This is a genomic window from Yersinia sp. 2553 StPb PI (assembly GCF_052217105.1).
In the GTDB taxonomy this organism is placed as follows: domain Bacteria; phylum Pseudomonadota; class Gammaproteobacteria; order Enterobacterales; family Enterobacteriaceae; genus Yersinia; species Yersinia enterocolitica_E.
On sequence record NZ_JAZGPX010000001.1, the window covers coordinates 117,912 to 135,043 of the forward strand.

The window sequence follows — 17,132 nt, forward strand, 5'->3', positions numbered from 1 at the left end:
CCAGAATCGCCTAAAGCATCTATACTTTATTTAGATCTCATTCGGATTCGCATACAGGAAATTTCAATATGAAATCATGGTCAATGGCATTAGTGACAGGTTTACTCGTTACCGCATTTAGTTCAACAGCAGGTGTTATTGTGGGGGGGACTCGTCTTATTTATGATTCCGCCAAAAAAGAAGTGACATTAAGTGTCAGTAACCCTGATAACGTTGCTTACTTGATTCAATCTTGGGTGGACACGCAAGAGGGGGCAGAGGCTAAAGCTCCTTTCATTATCACGCCTCCTTTATTTCGGTTGGACAGTAATAAAAGTAACGTTTTACGGGTCGTCCGTGCTGGGGGGAACTTACCGGAAGAGAAAGAATCACTGTTTTGGTTGAACATCAAATCAATTCCTTCCAGTGAAAAAACAGATAACACTTTACAAATTGCAGTAAAAACAAGGATAAAACTGATTTATCGTCCGCAAGGAATGAAAGAAACACTAGATCAGTCTGCAAAAAATATTAAATGGCAACGAAATGGTAATACCCTTAAAGCTATCAATGACTCTGGTCATTACGTGACATTTTTTTCCATCAATGTTGGGGGAAAGGATATCTCAGAAGTAACAATGGTAGCCCCCGGGTCTACATTGACTATGCCCCTACCCGCAGGCAGTGCCGGTAACAGTGTCAATTGGCAAATCATTAATGATTACGGTGGTACCAGTGAAACCTATAGGGCCTCACTGTAAATTTAATCGGTTGATTTGTTAAAAAAAGCTACCGCGTAAATATTTTTTGGTAATAGAAAATGAAAAAAGGTCCGGCCCCAAAAACCATCAAAAAAATAAAACGCGATGCCTGTTTGACGCGGCTCAGTTACCTAATTTTGTGTCAATTGGGGTTGCTGATCACTGGTATCAGTAACACACAGGCACAAGAATATTTTAACCCAGCATTATTGGAACTGGATAACCCATCCCAAGCAGGTGCTGATTTATCCGTATTTGAACAAAATGACATGCAAGCTCCGGGGAAATATCGTGTTGATGTTCTACTCAATAACCAACTTATTGATACTCGCGAATTGGAGTTCACTCTGGTAAAAGGAAGTACCGGTAATGAAAGCCTACAGCCTTGCTTGTCATTTGATGATCTCAAAAAATTAGGAATTAAAGTTGATGCATTCCCTGAATTAGAAAAGAAAGGTTGTGTTGATTTATCCGCTGCTATTCCGCAGGCATCTTCAGAGTTTAATTTTGGCCAACAGCAGGTTAACCTGAGTATTCCACAGGCAGCGTTGACCCAGCAAATCCGAGGATATGTCCCCCCAGAGCAGTGGGATAAAGGCGTCACTGCATTTCTGGCTAATTATAGTTTTAACGGTTCTAACAGCAAATCGAATAATGAAAGCGGAAATAGCAATAATAGTTATTTTTTGAATTTACGTACAGGGTTGAATACCGGCCCGTGGCGATTGCGTAATAACTCGACCTGGAACCGTGACGCTGAAGGTTCAGATAAGTGGAGTTCAATAAATACCTATTTGCAGCGTGATATTATTGCTCTACACAGCCAGCTTACATTGGGGGACAGCACTTCCCCGAGTGATATTTTTGACAGTGTGCCATTTCGTGGCGGCCAATTAGCTTCAGATGAAGACATGTTGCCGGATAGCATGAGAGGTTATTCTCCCGTAGTCCGCGGGATTGCAAGAAGTAATGCCCAGGTTACCGTGCGTCAGAATGGTTTTGTTATTTATCAGAGCTATGTTTCACCAGGGGCATTTGAAATTAATGATCTGTATTCGACCTCTAGCAGTGGTGACCTGGCCGTAACCGTCACTGAGGCTGATGGCCGTGAACAGAACTTTATTGTGCCTTTTGCCTCAGTTCCGGTTTTGCAACGTGAAGGGACACTCAAGTACAGCTTTACCGGCGGTAATTATCGTTCTTCTGATAATAGTGTGGATAAAAATACCTTTGCGCAGGGAACGGCTATTTACGGTTTACCCTGGGGTTTAACGATATACGGAGGGGTACAGGGTGCCGCAAATTATCATTCCGTTGCCAGTGGGATCGGTAAAAACATGGGGCGTATTGGCGCGGTATCACTGGATATTACCGAAGCAAAATCGACCTTATCGGATGAGAGTAGCAGTAACGGTCAGTCATGGCGTTTCCGTTACGGTAAGAGTTTTGTTGACATTGGAACCAACCTTAGTCTCGCTGGTAATCGCTATTCCGAGCAAGGTTTTTATACCTTGCAGGAAACGCTGGATACCTATAATAGTAATCACACCCCTTGGTTTAAACAGCAAAAACGCAGCCGTGCAGAGGTTGTTATCAGTCAAAATCTCGGGGAGTTCGCAGGTTCCCTTTCGTTAAGCCTGATCGATGAAAGTTATTGGAATAACGGTCAAAAAACTCAATCAGTGAGTATTGGTTATAGTAATAGCTGGCAAGGGATCAGCTATGGCATTAACTATAATAGAAGCCAGAATGCAGCCAGTATGAATGGAACCCTCAGTCAGACTTCTGATCAGATAGTTGCTTTAAATATCAGTATTCCACTCAACCGCTTTATGAGCAATTCATGGGTAAATTACACCATGAGCGACACCAAAGGTGGGGCAACGACTCATAACGTTGCATTAAATGGTACCGCGCTGGAGAAAAATAATCTGAGCTGGGGCGTTAACCAGGGCTATGCCTCGCAGGGCGATGGGATGAATGGCAATGTAAGCGCCAGTTATGACGGTAGCATTGGACAGATTAATGGTGGTTACAGTTACGACAATAATCAAAAAAGGATTAACTATGGTGTGCAGGGTGGAATTATTGCTCATTCGAGCGGTATCACACTTTCACAGCCATTGGGTGAAACAATAGTATTGGTGAAAGCACCGGGTGCCAAGGGTGTAGCCGTCAATAATAATCGCGGAATTAAAACAGATCGGTGGGGATATGCTGTGGTGCCCTATACCAGCCCGTACCGTAACAACCCAATCAGCCTTGATACCAGTTCGCTGCCTGATGATGTTGAACTTGAGCTAACCAGCCAAACGGTCACTCCGACGCGGGGGGCCGTGGTCGTGGCTAATTATCAGACAAAAATTGGTCAGCGAATAATGATGACATTACAACAAGCAAATGGTCAGTGGGTACCTTTTGGTGCCATGGTCAGTGATATGGCCAATCCATCAACAACTGGTTTTATCGTTGGCGATAGTGGTCAGGTTTATCTGACCGGCATGACAAGCATCGGCAAGCTGCAAGTTCAGTGGGGAAAAAATAGTGATAGTCAATGTGTGGTTGATTACCAGTTGCCTAAAAAAAGTACTCAGGACACAACCTCAAACGGTATCCAAATTATTAATGGCCTCTGCCAATAAAGGAACAGAGATGAAAGTTATATGTAATGCTGGTTGTATGATGTTATTTTTATATAGCATTCACTCATGGGCTTTTACTAGTTGTACAGTTAACTCATCTGGGATCACGATCAATACCAGCTCGTTAATAATCAATAGGGATGCTGTTAATGGTACGCGCATAGAACCATCAAATGTAACCTCACCTATCACACTACTATATACTTGTCCGGCGGGTCTTTCCTATCCATCAGGGAATCAATATGCAGGCGTAAAAGCTATCACGGCCTCTTCAGGAATGAGCAGTGGTGGAAGCCCTATCTTTAATACCAATATTCCAGGCCTGGGAGTACAACTGGGTGCTGTGACCTCTGCGGGGAATCTCACCGGTTGGATTGGGACGGGTAATAATATAGATGGAAATATTAATCAGGTTGCATTCATATCCTCTCCGAGTGTGATGCCGTCATTATATGCCGGAGCAGCTGTCGCTTTTTATAAAACAGGTCCTATGACCTCGGGTGTATTAACACAAAGAGTTGGGTCAATGATTCTTGGCGCTACAGGAAGTTGGGCCACCGAAGTCCCAATTAATATTAGCGGTATGACAGTGACCGTCTTATCCTGTTCGCTCACGACACCAACGTTTACCGTGCCGCTAGGGAATATCTATGCGACCAGTTTTACCGGGGTGGGTAGTTTCACAGGGGCACAAAGTTTTAATTTGGGTCTGAATTGTGCCAGTGGCTCCAAAATCAATGTGTCGATGGCTGGTACACAAGATGCCAATACGGTTAACACCAGTGTACTAGCGTTAACCGGTGCCGGAACTGCGGGCGTAGCCAAAGGGGTCGGTGCACAAATCCTGTATAATAATAGCCCACTGACTATTGGTAGCTGGTTGTTACTAAAAACCTCGGCGGGGGGAGTAGAAACATTCCCATTTACAGCACGTTATTATCAAACATTGAGCAATGTTTTGCCTGGTACCGCCAATGCAACAGCAACACTCAATATTACTTATCAATAAGTAAGGTTCTGTCGCATTAAGGCGTTGTAAGTATTCAGCGCTGTTTTTTTGTGATGTTACCTACCTATGACTCTGATCCGAAATGCTTTCAATCGACAGCATTACCCCGCTAATGTTATTGCTCTGTCGCATTAGCGTAGGTAAGTCAGCAAAAGTAGCGATGCCGTTTTTTTAGGCAGCCAACCAATAAAATTGTTCTGCTGGTGATAAATGTTCTTCGGCGGGATGCTGAAGTTGCCCTTTACGTATCATCTGTAACAACTCGATGCCTGCTAACAGCGTCTGCGCACGCCGAAATGATTTAAATCCCAGCATCAGCCGTATGCGTCGTTTGATATTCCGATGGTCCTGCTCTATCAGGTTGTTCAGGTATTTACTCTGCCTGACGGTAATCGCTTCCTCATCAGGTTTTTCAGCGTTGAGCGTGGCTAAAGCTGCGGTGTTGGCGCCACTTTTATCAAGGTTCACTGTCTCAGGTTCATCGTGGTGTCGAGTGGCTTTGCGAAAGAAGAGTAATACCGTTGCAGCATCCCGTTTGGCGGTCAGCAGGAAGTCGAGGGTCTGGTCTGACGAATCAACAGCCCGGTAGAGATATTTCCACTGACCTTTGACTTTGATGTCAGTTTTGTCCATGCGCCACCGACGACCTACTGAGCGTTTATGCCGGCGAAACGCCTTATCCAGCAAGGGCACCCGGCGGATGACCCAGCGGTGAAGCGTGGAGTGGTCAACGATAATACCGCGCTCTGCCATCATCTCTTCCAAATTGCGCAGGCTGAGGGCGTAAGCCAGATACCAACGAACACATTGCGCGTTGATATCGACGGGATAATGCAGGTGACGGAAAGCTTTTCGGATTAGAGACATGGGTAGGCAACATCGTAAAAAAACAGTACTGTTACCTGACGACGCCTTAATGCAACAGAACCTATTGATAACTTAAATACATATTACTTGAAATATAGAGAAAAATAATAGTTAATTATATATTTTTAACAATGTCGAGGTTTTCTCAGATTGTTCTAGTATTAATTTTCATTGAAATTATATGTTGTAGCAGCATGTGTATTACAGCCGATTTATTTTCATATATAAATCAATTATATTTTTTGATTTGTATTTTGTTTTTATATTTTTCCTATGTGTAAACACTGTTTTTACACTAATATTTAGTTGAATTGCAATGTCTTTACTTGACATTCCACGAAACATATAGCTGCAAATTTCCATTTCCCTTGGTGTTAATAAGGTTTTCTTTGCTGTATTGAAATTATTTTTTCTTAAAAAGAAATTGGGATTATAAATAAAGTTATAAAGGTCTTTTTCCATCTTATTTAATGATGATTCTTTACTCATAATAAATGGCGACTCTTTCTGCATCGCAATATAGCCATTAGAAGCTTCATTTTTTTTTGTAAAAATTAGAATTCGGCCATTTTTTAATTCAATAAAATGGAATAATCTGTATAAATCAATTCTTCCTATATTGTCAACATCAATGATAATCATCGGATGAATATCATTATAAATATTTTTTTCTAAGCTTGATAGACTTTCACATATAATTAGATTGTTACTTTCTGATTTTTTTATATTTAAAACATTATTTTCCAGGGATGACTGTAAAAAAAAACTAATTAACGCACTATCACTGTAAATAAGAATACTCATCTATTATATCCCATTGGGTTAAAGCCTATTTAGCTACTTAACATTCTCGTGTGCTACATGATAATGCTAAGTGACATAGTCGAAAAATATAAAAATAAATTGGGGTTAACTTACCCATTGAAAAATATTCTTTATATTCAGTATCTTATATATAAAATTAAATTTTATATATTGGAATGTTTCTTTATAATTATAGGAAAAATCTTTTTTGTATGTAAGTATATCGCCTACTTCATTGGAGGTATTTTCTTTTTTTTATGATTAAATAATAACGACTGTCTAGTATTGCGGTTCTGTCGCAATAGTACAGGTAAGTTAGAAAAAGTTGCGCTGCCGATTTTTTAGGCCGCCAACAGATAAATTTGTTCTCACTGTGATAAAGGCTACCACGGTAGGATGCGGAAGTCGCCCCTTGCGTATCATTTGTACTAGCTCAATGCGCGCCAATAGGTATTTTCACTGGCCTCTGATTTTAATTTAAGTCTCGTCCATGCACCCACTTTATGCTAATAAAAGGTCTTATCTAGTAGCTGCACCAGGCGGATAGTCCAGCGGTGTAACGTGGAATGGTTAACTATAATACTGTGTTCTGCCATCATCTCTTCCAAATTGCGCAGGCTCAGGCCGTAAGTCAGATACCAGTGAACACATTGCGCTATAATATCTATGGGATAGTCGTTTAAAGGCTTTTCGTATCAGAGGCATAGGCAGGCCGCATCGTCACAAAAACACAGCATGTTACCTGACGACACCTTGATGCGATAGACCCCAGATTGTCCCAGGAAAAATAATTCACATTTTAGCAGTATAAAAATAAATGCAACTTTTGATGATTTTTTTCTGTTAACGGAACAAAACTGAATTGTCTCTATATCCAACAGAAAGGTTTGTTGAGAAAATAGAATTAGATAATTTTCTTCGATAATAGAAAATATTTAGGTTGTCGACCGACTACTATAAGGCCTTAAAAGGCGTTTGCGAAACTGATCATTTGCTTCAACTTTCCGTGGTCAATTTCGATAAAATTATCGTTCTAAGCATTTTATGTCACATGAGGTTTCATGTGTCAATGATATTACATCAACATAAGGTACTCCGTTGATTTTTTATAAATATAACAGCCAGCACCTGAATGTGGGTTAACACTATTGGTAAACAGATGATCACGTTAATCATTTGCATCCCTCAAGTTCTTTATATAAATCTATTGTATTTTTTAATTGAAATTTTTTTAAAATATTCGTTCGGTGTGTACTGATGGTTTTATTGTTAATATTGAGTTTTTTTGCGATTTCACTATTTGAATCACCCTTTAAAATATAGTGAATGACTTGTTCTTCACGCTTGGTTAGTTTGACTTTAGCATTATCACTTTCAAACGGCACCGTCTTCATTTCATGGTTTAAAATAAAATTGGACAGTGTCAACTTCAAAAATTCGACAGGCGTCACTTTAGTTATATAACCACATGATATTTTTACTAATTCCATCATGATATATGAATGACCTGGGTCAACTATCGAAGTGTATAAAAATAATCTTGATTCTTTATTGATATTGTCAAAAATAAACGAAAGTTCTAATCTAGATATTCCATCCATGTCTAAAATGATTAAAGGACACTCTAACGTTGTTATTGATATTTTAAAATCCTCAAATGATTCCTGTATTTTAATTGTTGTGATGTCGGTAAGGCTTTCATTGATGACTTCATTGATGATTTCTTTTAGAGTGTATCTAATGAGAGAGTAATTGCTGAAAATAATGACGTCACCCATGTTGAACTCCAATGTTTTTGATGTAGTTTTTTTGGTTGTTATTGAATTATAAGAGAAAGACTAACTTCCGTTAGTTAATTATTTCCCTTCTTAGGGTAAAACCAAATTATTGACCATTTTCTTTACAAGAAAGTGTAAAAAGTCAGATCAAGTAAATGAATGAATTTCCGGGTCCTGATTGACGCTCAATACAGGCCCCGGAAAATACTCTTAGAAGTTGTATTTAAGGCCTAACATGACCGCCGTATCACTGTAGCCTTTGTTGCCCACTTGCTGACCAACATTGCCCCACAGATTCACTTGCTTATTGAGCTGCCCTTCAACACCCATTTTCAGTTCCGCAATATTGGCTGCGCCGTCTTGTTTCACGGTCACGCTATCCATTGTAGTACCAAAATCGTTGGTATTATGGACCCAGTTCGCTTCAACAAACGGCTGGAATACCCGGTCTTTGCCTTTGTCCTGGTCACTGTAGCCCTTCATAAACGCTTTCACGCCCAAACGGGTCTGGATATTGCCATCACCTTCACCTGACACATTCGTGCCGTTGGCTTCTTTATGGTCATCGGCTTTCACACCCATCCACGTCACTTGTGCTTTTGGCTGGATAAAGTACGTGGCGTTTTTAGCAGCATTCTCGCCCACTTTAAAGGTATAGCCACTCTCAACAGAAGCCGTTACCCCTTTGGACTTGTATTCTTCAGACGCTAAATCCTGACCCTCCACGGTGTTGTTAAACCAGCTGTACTGTGCCCAGCTGTCCACGTATAAGCCAGACTTGTCGGCATCATTGGCATACCAGGTACCGTAAATGCCGGTGCTGTAACCGTCAGTTGACCCTTTGGCGTTGTAACCCGACAAACTGGACACTGTGGTACTCTTGCTGTTGCCGTAACCGGCCATCAGGCCCAGATGGAAACGGTCCCTGTCGTTATTGCTCCATTGCGCAATATCGCCACCCAGTTGCACCACGTAACGGTTAGCCTGTGTGCGCAACTGACCCGAGGTATCACGGGAACGATTGTGCCCGCCTTCATTACGCAGCCACAGGCTGGTGACTTTCTGCTCGCCGGTCAGGGCATCAATGTACTGCGTTTCACCCAGGCGGTCATGCAGTGTAGTGACAAACATATTATTGACTGCCGCCAGGTTGGCGGTATAGCTGCCAGCTTCCGGACGTTGAAGCAGTGTTGGTGGTGTTGGTGTTGGTGTTGGTGTTGGTGTTGGTGTTATTACACTGGTCAGATACCAGTTGCTGGCATTTGTATCTGCACCGCGCACCAATAAGTAATCATAGGCACCCGCCACAATACGGCCATTTTTGACAAACTCCCCATCAGAAACACCGCTGACCTGTATTAACTCAATACCGTTGAGCGTTGCGGCACCACTGCCACCGAGGTTGTTCACTCCCACATACGTGGTTCCGGCAGTACTGCCGTTCACCACCAACTTATCGGTGACCGATGCATCATCAGCCAGCACGGTATTCAACAGCAGGCTGCCGCCATTCCCCACATAATCGCCGTTAATGATGGTGACATCGCCCGCGCGGCCGTTGTCCATGCTCAGGATACCGGTGCTGGCGTTGGTGAAGGTACCAACATTGTTGAATGTGGTGGTCTGCACCGGGTCAGTTACAGACCCGTTCGCGGCGATAAGGGTGCCGTTATTGACCAGGCTATTGCTGGCTGTCAGCGCGCCGAACTCATTGGTCCCACCTGCGGTGACCCAAGAGCCGCCGGCGTTGTTAATGACACGGTTGCCTTCATCGCTCAGTTGAACAGTCCCCTGCAACAGGCCACTGTTGGTGAGGGTTCCCTGTGCTCCGCTGGTCTGGATAGCGATATCTGAAGCGCTGCCTGATAAATTACGGACAGTCCCGGCGTTGGTGATATCGATTGGCGTGGTCGAATTGACGTCAATACCGGTAAGAGCGCCTTGCACCGTACTGCCAGTGTTCACCGAGACAGAGACCGGTCCAAGGCCGGTGTTTATCGCCTGAATGCCACTCTGGGCTGTGCCGGTCACCGTACCGGTGGTGGTAATCGATGTTACCCCCGTGCCGCGATTTTCAGCAAGAATACCAACGTTTCCGGAGACATCAGCGGCCTGGATGGTCAGGTCGGTGCCTTGGTTATAAGCATAAATACCAGACTCGTCCGTACCAGTTGCAGTGCCAGTGCTGGTGATGGACAGCGCACCAGTGCCACTGTTGATGGCTAAAATGCCTGCATCGCCTCCAAAGACATCAGTGGCGTGGATGGTCAGGTCTGTGCCGAGGTTGGTAGTAGAAATACCATATCCATCCGTACCCGTACCCGTTGCCGTGCCGGTGCTGGTGATTGACAGCGCACCTGAACCGTCGTTTCGTGCGAGAATACCGGACTGGTCTCCAGACACCGTGCCGGTGGTGGTAATGGACATCTCCCCCGTACCGCTATTGGTGGCATAAATGCCTGCACCTTCACCAAAGACATCGGCAGCCTCAATGGTCAGGTCCGTGCCATCGTTGGTGGCCCTAATGCCGTACCCGGTAGTGCCAGTTACCACGCCTGTCGTGGTAATGGACAGCACGCCAGAGCCGTTATTGGTGACATCAATACCTGCAGTTCCCCCGGAGACATCGGCAGCCTTTATGGTCAGGTCCGTACCGACGTTAGCAGCAGCAATACCAGACTCGACCGTACCAGTTGCAGTGCCAGTGCTGGTGATGGACAGCGCACCTGAACCACGGTTGTCAGCATTAATACCGTAATACAGTCCGAAGGTATCAGCGGCCTGTATGGTCAGGTCTGTGCCGATATTGGTAGTAAAAATACCAGATCCCTCCGTACCCGTTGCCGTGCCGGTGCTGGTGATTGACAGCACGCCAGACCCACGGTTGTCAGCATTAATACCGTAATACAGTCCATTGTTATCGGCGGCCTGGATGGTCAGGTCAGTGCCAGTGCTTTCGGCTGCAATACCGCTCCCACCGTTTATGCCGGTATTTATGCCAGTGCTGGTGATGGACATTGCACCCGTGCCGTAGTTATAGGCGAGAATACCGGACCGGTCTCCAGACACCGTGCCGGTGGTGGTAATGGACATCTCCCCCGTACCGTTATTGGTGGCATAAATGCCTGCACCTTCACCAAAGACATCGGCAGCCTCAATGGTCAGGTCCGTGCCATCGTTGGTGGCCCTAATGCCGTACCCGGTAGTGCCAGTTACCACGCCTGTCGTGGTAATGGACAGCACGCCAGAGCCGTTATTGGTGACATCAATACCTGCAGTTCCCCCGGAGACATCGGCAGCCTTTATGGTCAGGTCCGTACCGACGTTAGCAGCAGCAATACCAGACTCGACCGTACCAGTTGCAGTGCCAGTGCTGGTGATGGACAGCGCGCCAGAACCACGGTTGTCAGCTCTAATGCCTACATCACCTCCAAAGACATCAGTGGCTTGGATAGTCAGGTCTGTGCTGAGGTTATCGTTGTAGGCATTAATGCCGTGCCCAATTATGCCAGTCACTGTGCCAGTGCTGGTAATGGACAGCGCGCCAGAACCGGCGTTGTTGGCGTAAATTCCGACCCCTGCAGTTACCATACCTGTCGTGGTAATGGACAGCGTTCCCGTGCCAAAGAGATTGGCTACAATGCCTAGACCGCCGCCAAAGACATTGGCAGCTCGGATAGCCAAGTCAGTGCCGGCGTTGTTGGCAGAAATGCCCATCTGGCCTGTGGTGGTCACATTGCCAGTGGTAGTGATGGACAGCTCACCTGTGCCATTGTTATAGGCATCAATACCTAACATACCTCCAAAGACATCTGCAGCCTGGATTATCATGTCCGTGCCTGTGCTATTGGTAGCACTAATGCCAAACAGGTTTGTTCCGGTGACTGTACCAGTGGTAGTGATTGACAGCACTCCTGCACCGTCGTTTCGTGCTAAAATCCCGTACTCCTGTCCGGTGATAGTTGAACCATTGTCGTCGGTAAAACTCAGACCGTCGGTCCCATTCAGATTAAACGCCTCGTCTGAACTGGTAACGATGCCGAAGTTAGGCTCAGTGGTTACTGACAACGGTGAACCTGACAAGTACTGAGTGGAATCGGTTACGCTATCCTGAACTCCCGAACAGGTATAAACACCGAGCGAGCCAGTACACGAGCCTGCGTGAGCCATTCCGGCCATACTACAGAGGATGACTGTACTCAGGGTGCTCAGAAGAAATTTACGCCTACGAGTATCGCTGGGATGAGGGCAACGGGTTAATTTTAACATTTAATTTATCTGTTCCTGTGGAAGGTATTGTTGCCTTTTATAAGGGCTACGGTATGGTTGTGGCATGTGCTACCAATAAAGGCATCAATATCTGTAATTCAAAGAAATAATACAGACAAAAACCATCAAAAAGGGCCGCAATAAAATTATAGGAAAAAAGTCCTAAATAGCTAATACCGGACAAGTCGATGTTAGGGGACATCTTATTAGAAACAATACCTTTGGCGGTCGTCCTTAACTGAGTAATTCTATTGATTGGCTACGGGATAAGTATGGCTCACGATGTTTCTATAAACGCTCAACAATGATATTGTTATATAAGACAGTATTATATGGCGATAATTATTAACTTGATATAGGAATACAGCCTCTATTCAGTGAGAAATTTCCCATTTAACAGGGGCGATTTTGTCGCATTAAGGCGTTGTCCGGTAACATGCTATTTTTTGTGATGTACATTCCGCTGCTCTGTTGAAAATATTCTACAAAATCGAAGGGGCCTTATTCTGGGCATAGTGAGGCCACTAACGAATAGAACGGGGCTTGTTGCAAAAAAATGGAGTTGTCATGAAAACTGAGGCTATTCATCCCTTTTTCAGTGAACCCGCATGACCCCTAGCGATTTCAGCGGTTCTGTCGAAAATATTGGGCAAAGTCGAGTGTGGCCTTATTCAGGGCGTAATTAAGCCGCTAACGAATAAAACTGCCTCCAGGCTGGCGTATCGCCGGCGTTTTCCAGTTGTCCTTTCTTAAGCATCCTATGCAACTCAATTCCCGCAATAGTCGCTTCGGCCGTTTCAAATGATTTAAATCCGAGCGTATATTTCGTGATGTTTTTAATCCCTCGATGGTCTTGCCTCACCAAATTGTTCAGGTATTTTATTCTCCTGACCTCAATCAACAAAGGCCAAAGACCGTAGAGGAATAACAGGTTATTGATACGCTCTAACGCCGCAGTATTCGCGCCTGATTTATCAATATTGACCTTCTCTGGAAATCCACTGGCGCCAATCGCTTTTTTGAAAAACCTCAATACCGCCGCGCGGTCACGGGTTTCTGACAACATAAAATCAATCGCATGCCCGTCATTATCCACCGCCCGATAAAGGTAAACCCACTGGCCATTCACTTTGATATAGGTTTCGTCCATCGTCCAACTGCACCCTACAGGCCTCTTGCTTTTTCTGAAAGAATGCTCAAGTTGCGGCGCATAATGGGCGACCCATTTTTGCACTGTTGAATGGTCTACAGTGGCGCCCCGCTCTTCCAGAAGCTCTTCTATATGACGATAACTGAGCGGGTAGGCAAGCTTCCACCGCACAGCCATCAAAATGATATCTTTAGGAAAGTGGCGACCTTTAAAACTGAGCATCATTCAACCTTTACTCGGATGTCTTGGTCCGTAGTATCACTGAGCTTTCAGATTTTCGACAGAACCGCACGCAGTGCTGAATGGTCTCCTCCGGGGTGTCATAAAAGAACTCGGCGACGTCGCCAAAATCGCTTTGAGGCGGAGTAGAGACCAGAAAACGCTTCGGATAACAGGGGCGAGGGATGGCTGTTCCTGACGCGGTGTAGCCTGATTTACCGGGTTTACGCTTTCTGGGGGATTTATTGCGAGCCATGTGGATGAGTACCTGGGGAAATTATCATGCCGCAGAGTATAAAACGGTGCGCCGGCGCTGAACACCCCTGAAGCTGCACCGCAGCGCCGCCCCCGCCGCAGGCGGGCTACTGTTCATATAGGAATACAGCCTCTATTCAGTGAGAAATTTCCCATTTAACAGGGGCGATTTTGTCGCATTAAGGCGTTATCCGGTAACATGCTGTTTTTTATGAGAACGTAGCCCGCCTTTTCCAACAACGTAAAGGACAATATCAACATCCGCAAAATGAGGGATTGTCACCTGTGGAACAATTTTATCTGTTGGCTGCCTAAATAACCGGCAGCGCCACTTTTGCTAACTTCTCTACGCTAATGCAACAGAGCCTAATTAATCAGCTCCAGCGTCAGAAGAGACTCTTTTGTCGTGCTCACCCCGACTCTGGCCTCTTCGTTTGTCATAATAGGTTCTATCTCCACACGGACACTGAAGACTTTTCCCTTGACAAGCTGTCTGTTAAGAGTGGCTCCCACCGCCTGCCCAGGTTGCAACCGCTGTGACTCCGACGCAGACCCAGTCACACCGCCATCCGGGGTGACCGGCATTATCTGCACGCTTTCTCCATCCCGCTGCATATCAAACAGACGCACCACCACGCTGCCTCGCTCGCCATAACGCAACTCTCCATTACCCGAACGGTCGCCGCGCAGCGCCAACCGCAGGGGCTGCGTGTAAGGACACACCACACTCAACGTCAGTGTTCGCTTGCCAGGGGTTAGCGTATTGCCACCTGGAGAGGCGGCCTGCAGTTGCCCGCGAGACTGGTTACCGTAGTCAATCACTCCGCCGCCGAGAGACAGACTGCAACGGGTATCCACCAGCAGAGAAGGGGGCTGAGCCTCCGTTAACGCAGGCTCAGCCCCGGCAAGCGAGCTGAGCCCCCAGCCCAGCATCAGGGCAATAAAATAGGTTCTTTTCATGGCAGCTCCAGAGTTACGCCGGTTATCGGCATTGCGCATTAGCGGTCTCAAACAGTTCGCCCCGCACGGCTTTTTCAGGCAGGCTAAGCACGATACTGCACAGCGTCTGGCCCGAGGTTTGTACATCCAGCTTCATGTTGTTGGCCGCATCAGGAATAAACAGCTGCCCTTTGTTACCCACAACGGTCACGAAGTTACCCTCACTGTTGAACACACTGGCCCCGAGGGGTAAAGGATTACCCTGCACATCTCTCACTTCAGCCAAGACCCGACGGCTACGCACAACATCAAAATTGACGTAACTCACCGAACCCCGCGCCGCCTCGGTTTCCTGCCAAGCGTTGCCAATATCGATATTTTTCTCCAGACTGCGGGTATCCAACTGAATGGCAGAACGTTTGTAACCACTGAGCGACGGCAGCACCGCGTAGCCGCGCCTGTCGGTCCAGGCAGGACCGACAGGCGTTTCCAGGCGTACCCCCCCCTCTTCACCTACCTTGGCGATACCAAAGGTGTCACCCACACGGTAAGGCGACAACGTCACGCCATGGTCATGTGCCACCACGGCACCTGTGGCGCGTGCTGACCAGGTGGTGTTATTGTCAGAATTCCGGCTGAGGCTGCCGTTGAGCTGGCTGATGGGGGTCACCCAGTCTGCGCTGCCCGTACTAGACGTTCGTTGGTTACGAAAATCACGGTCGCTGGACAGGCTCCACCCACGGTCCTGGCTGGAGCGGTTGCTGTAGCGCACCCCTGCGCGGTTGCTGCTGCCGCTGCTGTTGAAGTAGCTGCTGACGCTGCGGCTATTGTCAAATGGAATATTGACGGTCAGGAAGGCGCGGCTCTCTGCATCGGTGGTACGGCTCCCACTGCTGCGCTCCAAGCTAGCACCCAAGTAGACTTGGCCGAACTGTTTGCTCCAGCCCCCGCGCAGGTAGTCGGTGTGGTAACCGTCAAAGGTGGTGCTACGAGCCCAAGCAACAGACAAACTGCCCAGGTTTTTCTCTGACCAGTTGACCCCTCCGCCAATCTGGTTACGGCTGCTCCCTGTGGTGTTCTGGTCATCTGCCTGCAAAGCATCGCTCAACTCCCGGTAACCAGCGGTTTTCTGCGATGCATTGACGTTGACCCCGATGCGTTCAGTCAGACTGTGGTTCAACGAGGCCGATAGCGAGACACCCTGACTCCCGTGCTTGTTGTCCTGGGCCACGGTGGTTTGCAATGACAGCAGGGTGGCATCAAACAATTGACTGTCCAGCCCGATAGCGCCCGCACGATAAGGCGTAGAACCCAACAATCCGGCATTTAATGTCGCTTGTGGGACCAACGTCCACCCATTGGCAATCGTGCCAACCAGAGGGGCTTCACTACTGCCTTTCTGGTCAATTTTTCCCACACCGAAAGACACCCCAGGCGCCACTGTGGTTCCGTTCAATAACAAGGCGGACGCCGGTACGGTGAACTGGCGCGTCGCCCCCTCACCGCCGGTGACAGTCACGACCAGGTCTGAGCGAGTATTAAGCAGCGAAAACCCCTGAAGACGAAAAGGGCCGGCTGGCACGGTGGTGCTGTAAACCAGTACCCCGGACTGCCGTACCTCGACCACGGACTGGTTGTCGGCAATCCCTTCCACCAAACCGGCCCCGCCGCGGTTACCCTGCAGTGCCATTTCCGGGAACATCTGAAACCCCAGCACCTGGCCGGTCCCGAACATGGAGTTGGACAGGCTGATTTGGCCAGCCTGCAGTACCTTTTTGATGCCGATAAACGAACGCTGGGCATAAGCATTCTGATGGCGTAACTGGTCTTCACCGTTAAAACGTGAAAACGTCTGGCGACTGCGGACAATCCAGTCGCTGACGTTGAATCCGGCCTCGGTACCGAGTTGCATAAAGCTGACGCCGGCCGCACTGCCGGCAGAATCCAGATATTGTGCGTCGTAGTTGAGCATACCGGCAAAACCACCGTGGCTCCAGTTGCCACTCTCTGTCCCAGGGCCCGCTACAGCCTGCGGCGGTACCACGACATCCACGCGCCCCTCTCCTGGGTCAAAGTTCAATTCGGTTTGCGGCCAGGCGGTTTTCAGATCAAAACAGGGGATATCCTCGTTAAAACCGGGCAGTGACACCAGGCCAGCGTTGTCCTGAAAACGCTTATTGGCACACAGCTTACCCTCACTGTCAAAACGCAGGGTGGCCTTGCCACGCGCGCTGCCGTTGACGGTCAGTTCCACCGTCGACTCGCCGGGCATAAAACGCGGTGCCTGACGAAACCATTCGGCCAGTTTGGGGTCGATACCCCGGGTCTTCATCATCTGCGCATCGAACTCGGTCCCCTCCTGACGGTCAGTGGGGTCAGCGGCCAGCAAGGGGGCTGAGATGGCGAGACTGCCCAGCAAGGTCAACTGTAGTCTGGTGAAGTGATACTTATATCTCATTG

Annotated in this window: 10 protein-coding genes and 2 pseudogenes; 4 read left to right on the forward strand and 8 right to left on the reverse strand. The window is 47.1% G+C overall.

What is annotated here, in order from left to right:
- Positions 1 to 68: 68 nt before the first annotated feature.
- From V2A84_RS00605 to V2A84_RS00615, 3 genes are all read left to right on the forward strand, one after another.
- Positions 69 to 740, forward strand: coding sequence for a fimbrial biogenesis chaperone (locus tag V2A84_RS00605; protein ID WP_442821487.1), 672 nt, complete (start codon positions 69 to 71; stop codon positions 738 to 740).
- Positions 741 to 799: 59 nt separating this feature from the next.
- A complete protein-coding gene (locus V2A84_RS00610; protein ID WP_442821486.1) occupies positions 800 to 3,382 on the forward strand; it encodes a fimbria/pilus outer membrane usher protein in 2,583 nt (860 codons plus the stop codon).
- Positions 3,383 to 3,659: 277 nt separating this feature from the next.
- Complete coding sequence (locus tag V2A84_RS00615) at positions 3,660 to 4,391, forward strand: fimbrial protein (RefSeq protein ID WP_442821485.1); 732 nt, start codon at positions 3,660 to 3,662, stop codon at positions 4,389 to 4,391.
- A gap of 171 nt (positions 4,392 to 4,562) precedes the next feature.
- Here the strand turns inward: V2A84_RS00615 and V2A84_RS00620 are convergent, their stop codons facing one another.
- The 6 genes and pseudogenes from V2A84_RS00620 to V2A84_RS00645 all read right to left on the reverse strand — a co-directional run bounded on the left by V2A84_RS00620 (position 4,563) and on the right by V2A84_RS00645 (position 13,484).
- Positions 4,563 to 5,258, reverse strand: a complete 696-nt coding sequence (locus V2A84_RS00620; RefSeq protein WP_442821484.1) for an IS6 family transposase — start codon at positions 5,256 to 5,258, stop codon at positions 4,563 to 4,565.
- Between the two features lie 201 nt (positions 5,259 to 5,459).
- Positions 5,460 to 6,062 (reverse strand): helix-turn-helix transcriptional regulator, encoded by a 603-nt coding sequence (locus V2A84_RS00625; protein ID WP_442821483.1) that lies wholly within the window; start codon positions 6,060 to 6,062, stop codon positions 5,460 to 5,462.
- 512 nt (positions 6,063 to 6,574) lie between these two features.
- Positions 6,575 to 6,767 (reverse strand): annotated as a pseudogene (locus V2A84_RS00630) (IS6 family transposase); the annotation flags it as partial.
- 467 nt (positions 6,768 to 7,234) lie between these two features.
- Positions 7,235 to 7,840 (reverse strand): helix-turn-helix domain-containing protein, encoded by a 606-nt coding sequence (locus V2A84_RS00635; protein ID WP_442848487.1) that lies wholly within the window; start codon positions 7,838 to 7,840, stop codon positions 7,235 to 7,237.
- Positions 7,841 to 8,050: 210 nt separating this feature from the next.
- Entirely contained in the window at positions 8,051 to 12,109 is a 4,059-nt protein-coding gene (locus tag V2A84_RS00640) for an autotransporter outer membrane beta-barrel domain-containing protein (protein ID WP_442848488.1), read from the reverse strand.
- A gap of 682 nt (positions 12,110 to 12,791) precedes the next feature.
- The gene (locus tag V2A84_RS00645; RefSeq protein ID WP_442821480.1) at positions 12,792 to 13,484 is read right to left on the reverse strand and encodes an IS6 family transposase; all 693 of its coding nucleotides are present in this window, start codon (positions 13,482 to 13,484) and stop codon (positions 12,792 to 12,794) included.
- A 489-nt stretch (positions 13,485 to 13,973) separates the two neighbouring features.
- Between V2A84_RS00645 and V2A84_RS00650 the strand changes: the two are divergent.
- Positions 13,974 to 14,048, forward strand: a pseudogene (locus tag V2A84_RS00650) (IS6 family transposase); the annotation flags it as partial.
- Positions 14,049 to 14,099: 51 nt separating this feature from the next.
- Here the strand turns inward: V2A84_RS00650 and V2A84_RS00655 are convergent.
- Together V2A84_RS00655 and V2A84_RS00660 are read right to left on the reverse strand one after the other, a co-directional pair.
- Positions 14,100 to 14,693, reverse strand: coding sequence for a hypothetical protein (locus V2A84_RS00655; protein WP_442821508.1), 594 nt, complete (start codon positions 14,691 to 14,693; stop codon positions 14,100 to 14,102).
- Between the two features lie 22 nt (positions 14,694 to 14,715).
- On the reverse strand, positions 14,716 to 17,130 hold the full coding sequence (locus V2A84_RS00660) for a fimbria/pilus outer membrane usher protein (protein ID WP_442821509.1): 2,415 nt from the start codon (positions 17,128 to 17,130) through the stop codon (positions 14,716 to 14,718).
- Between the last annotated feature and the right edge of the window lie 2 nt (positions 17,131 to 17,132).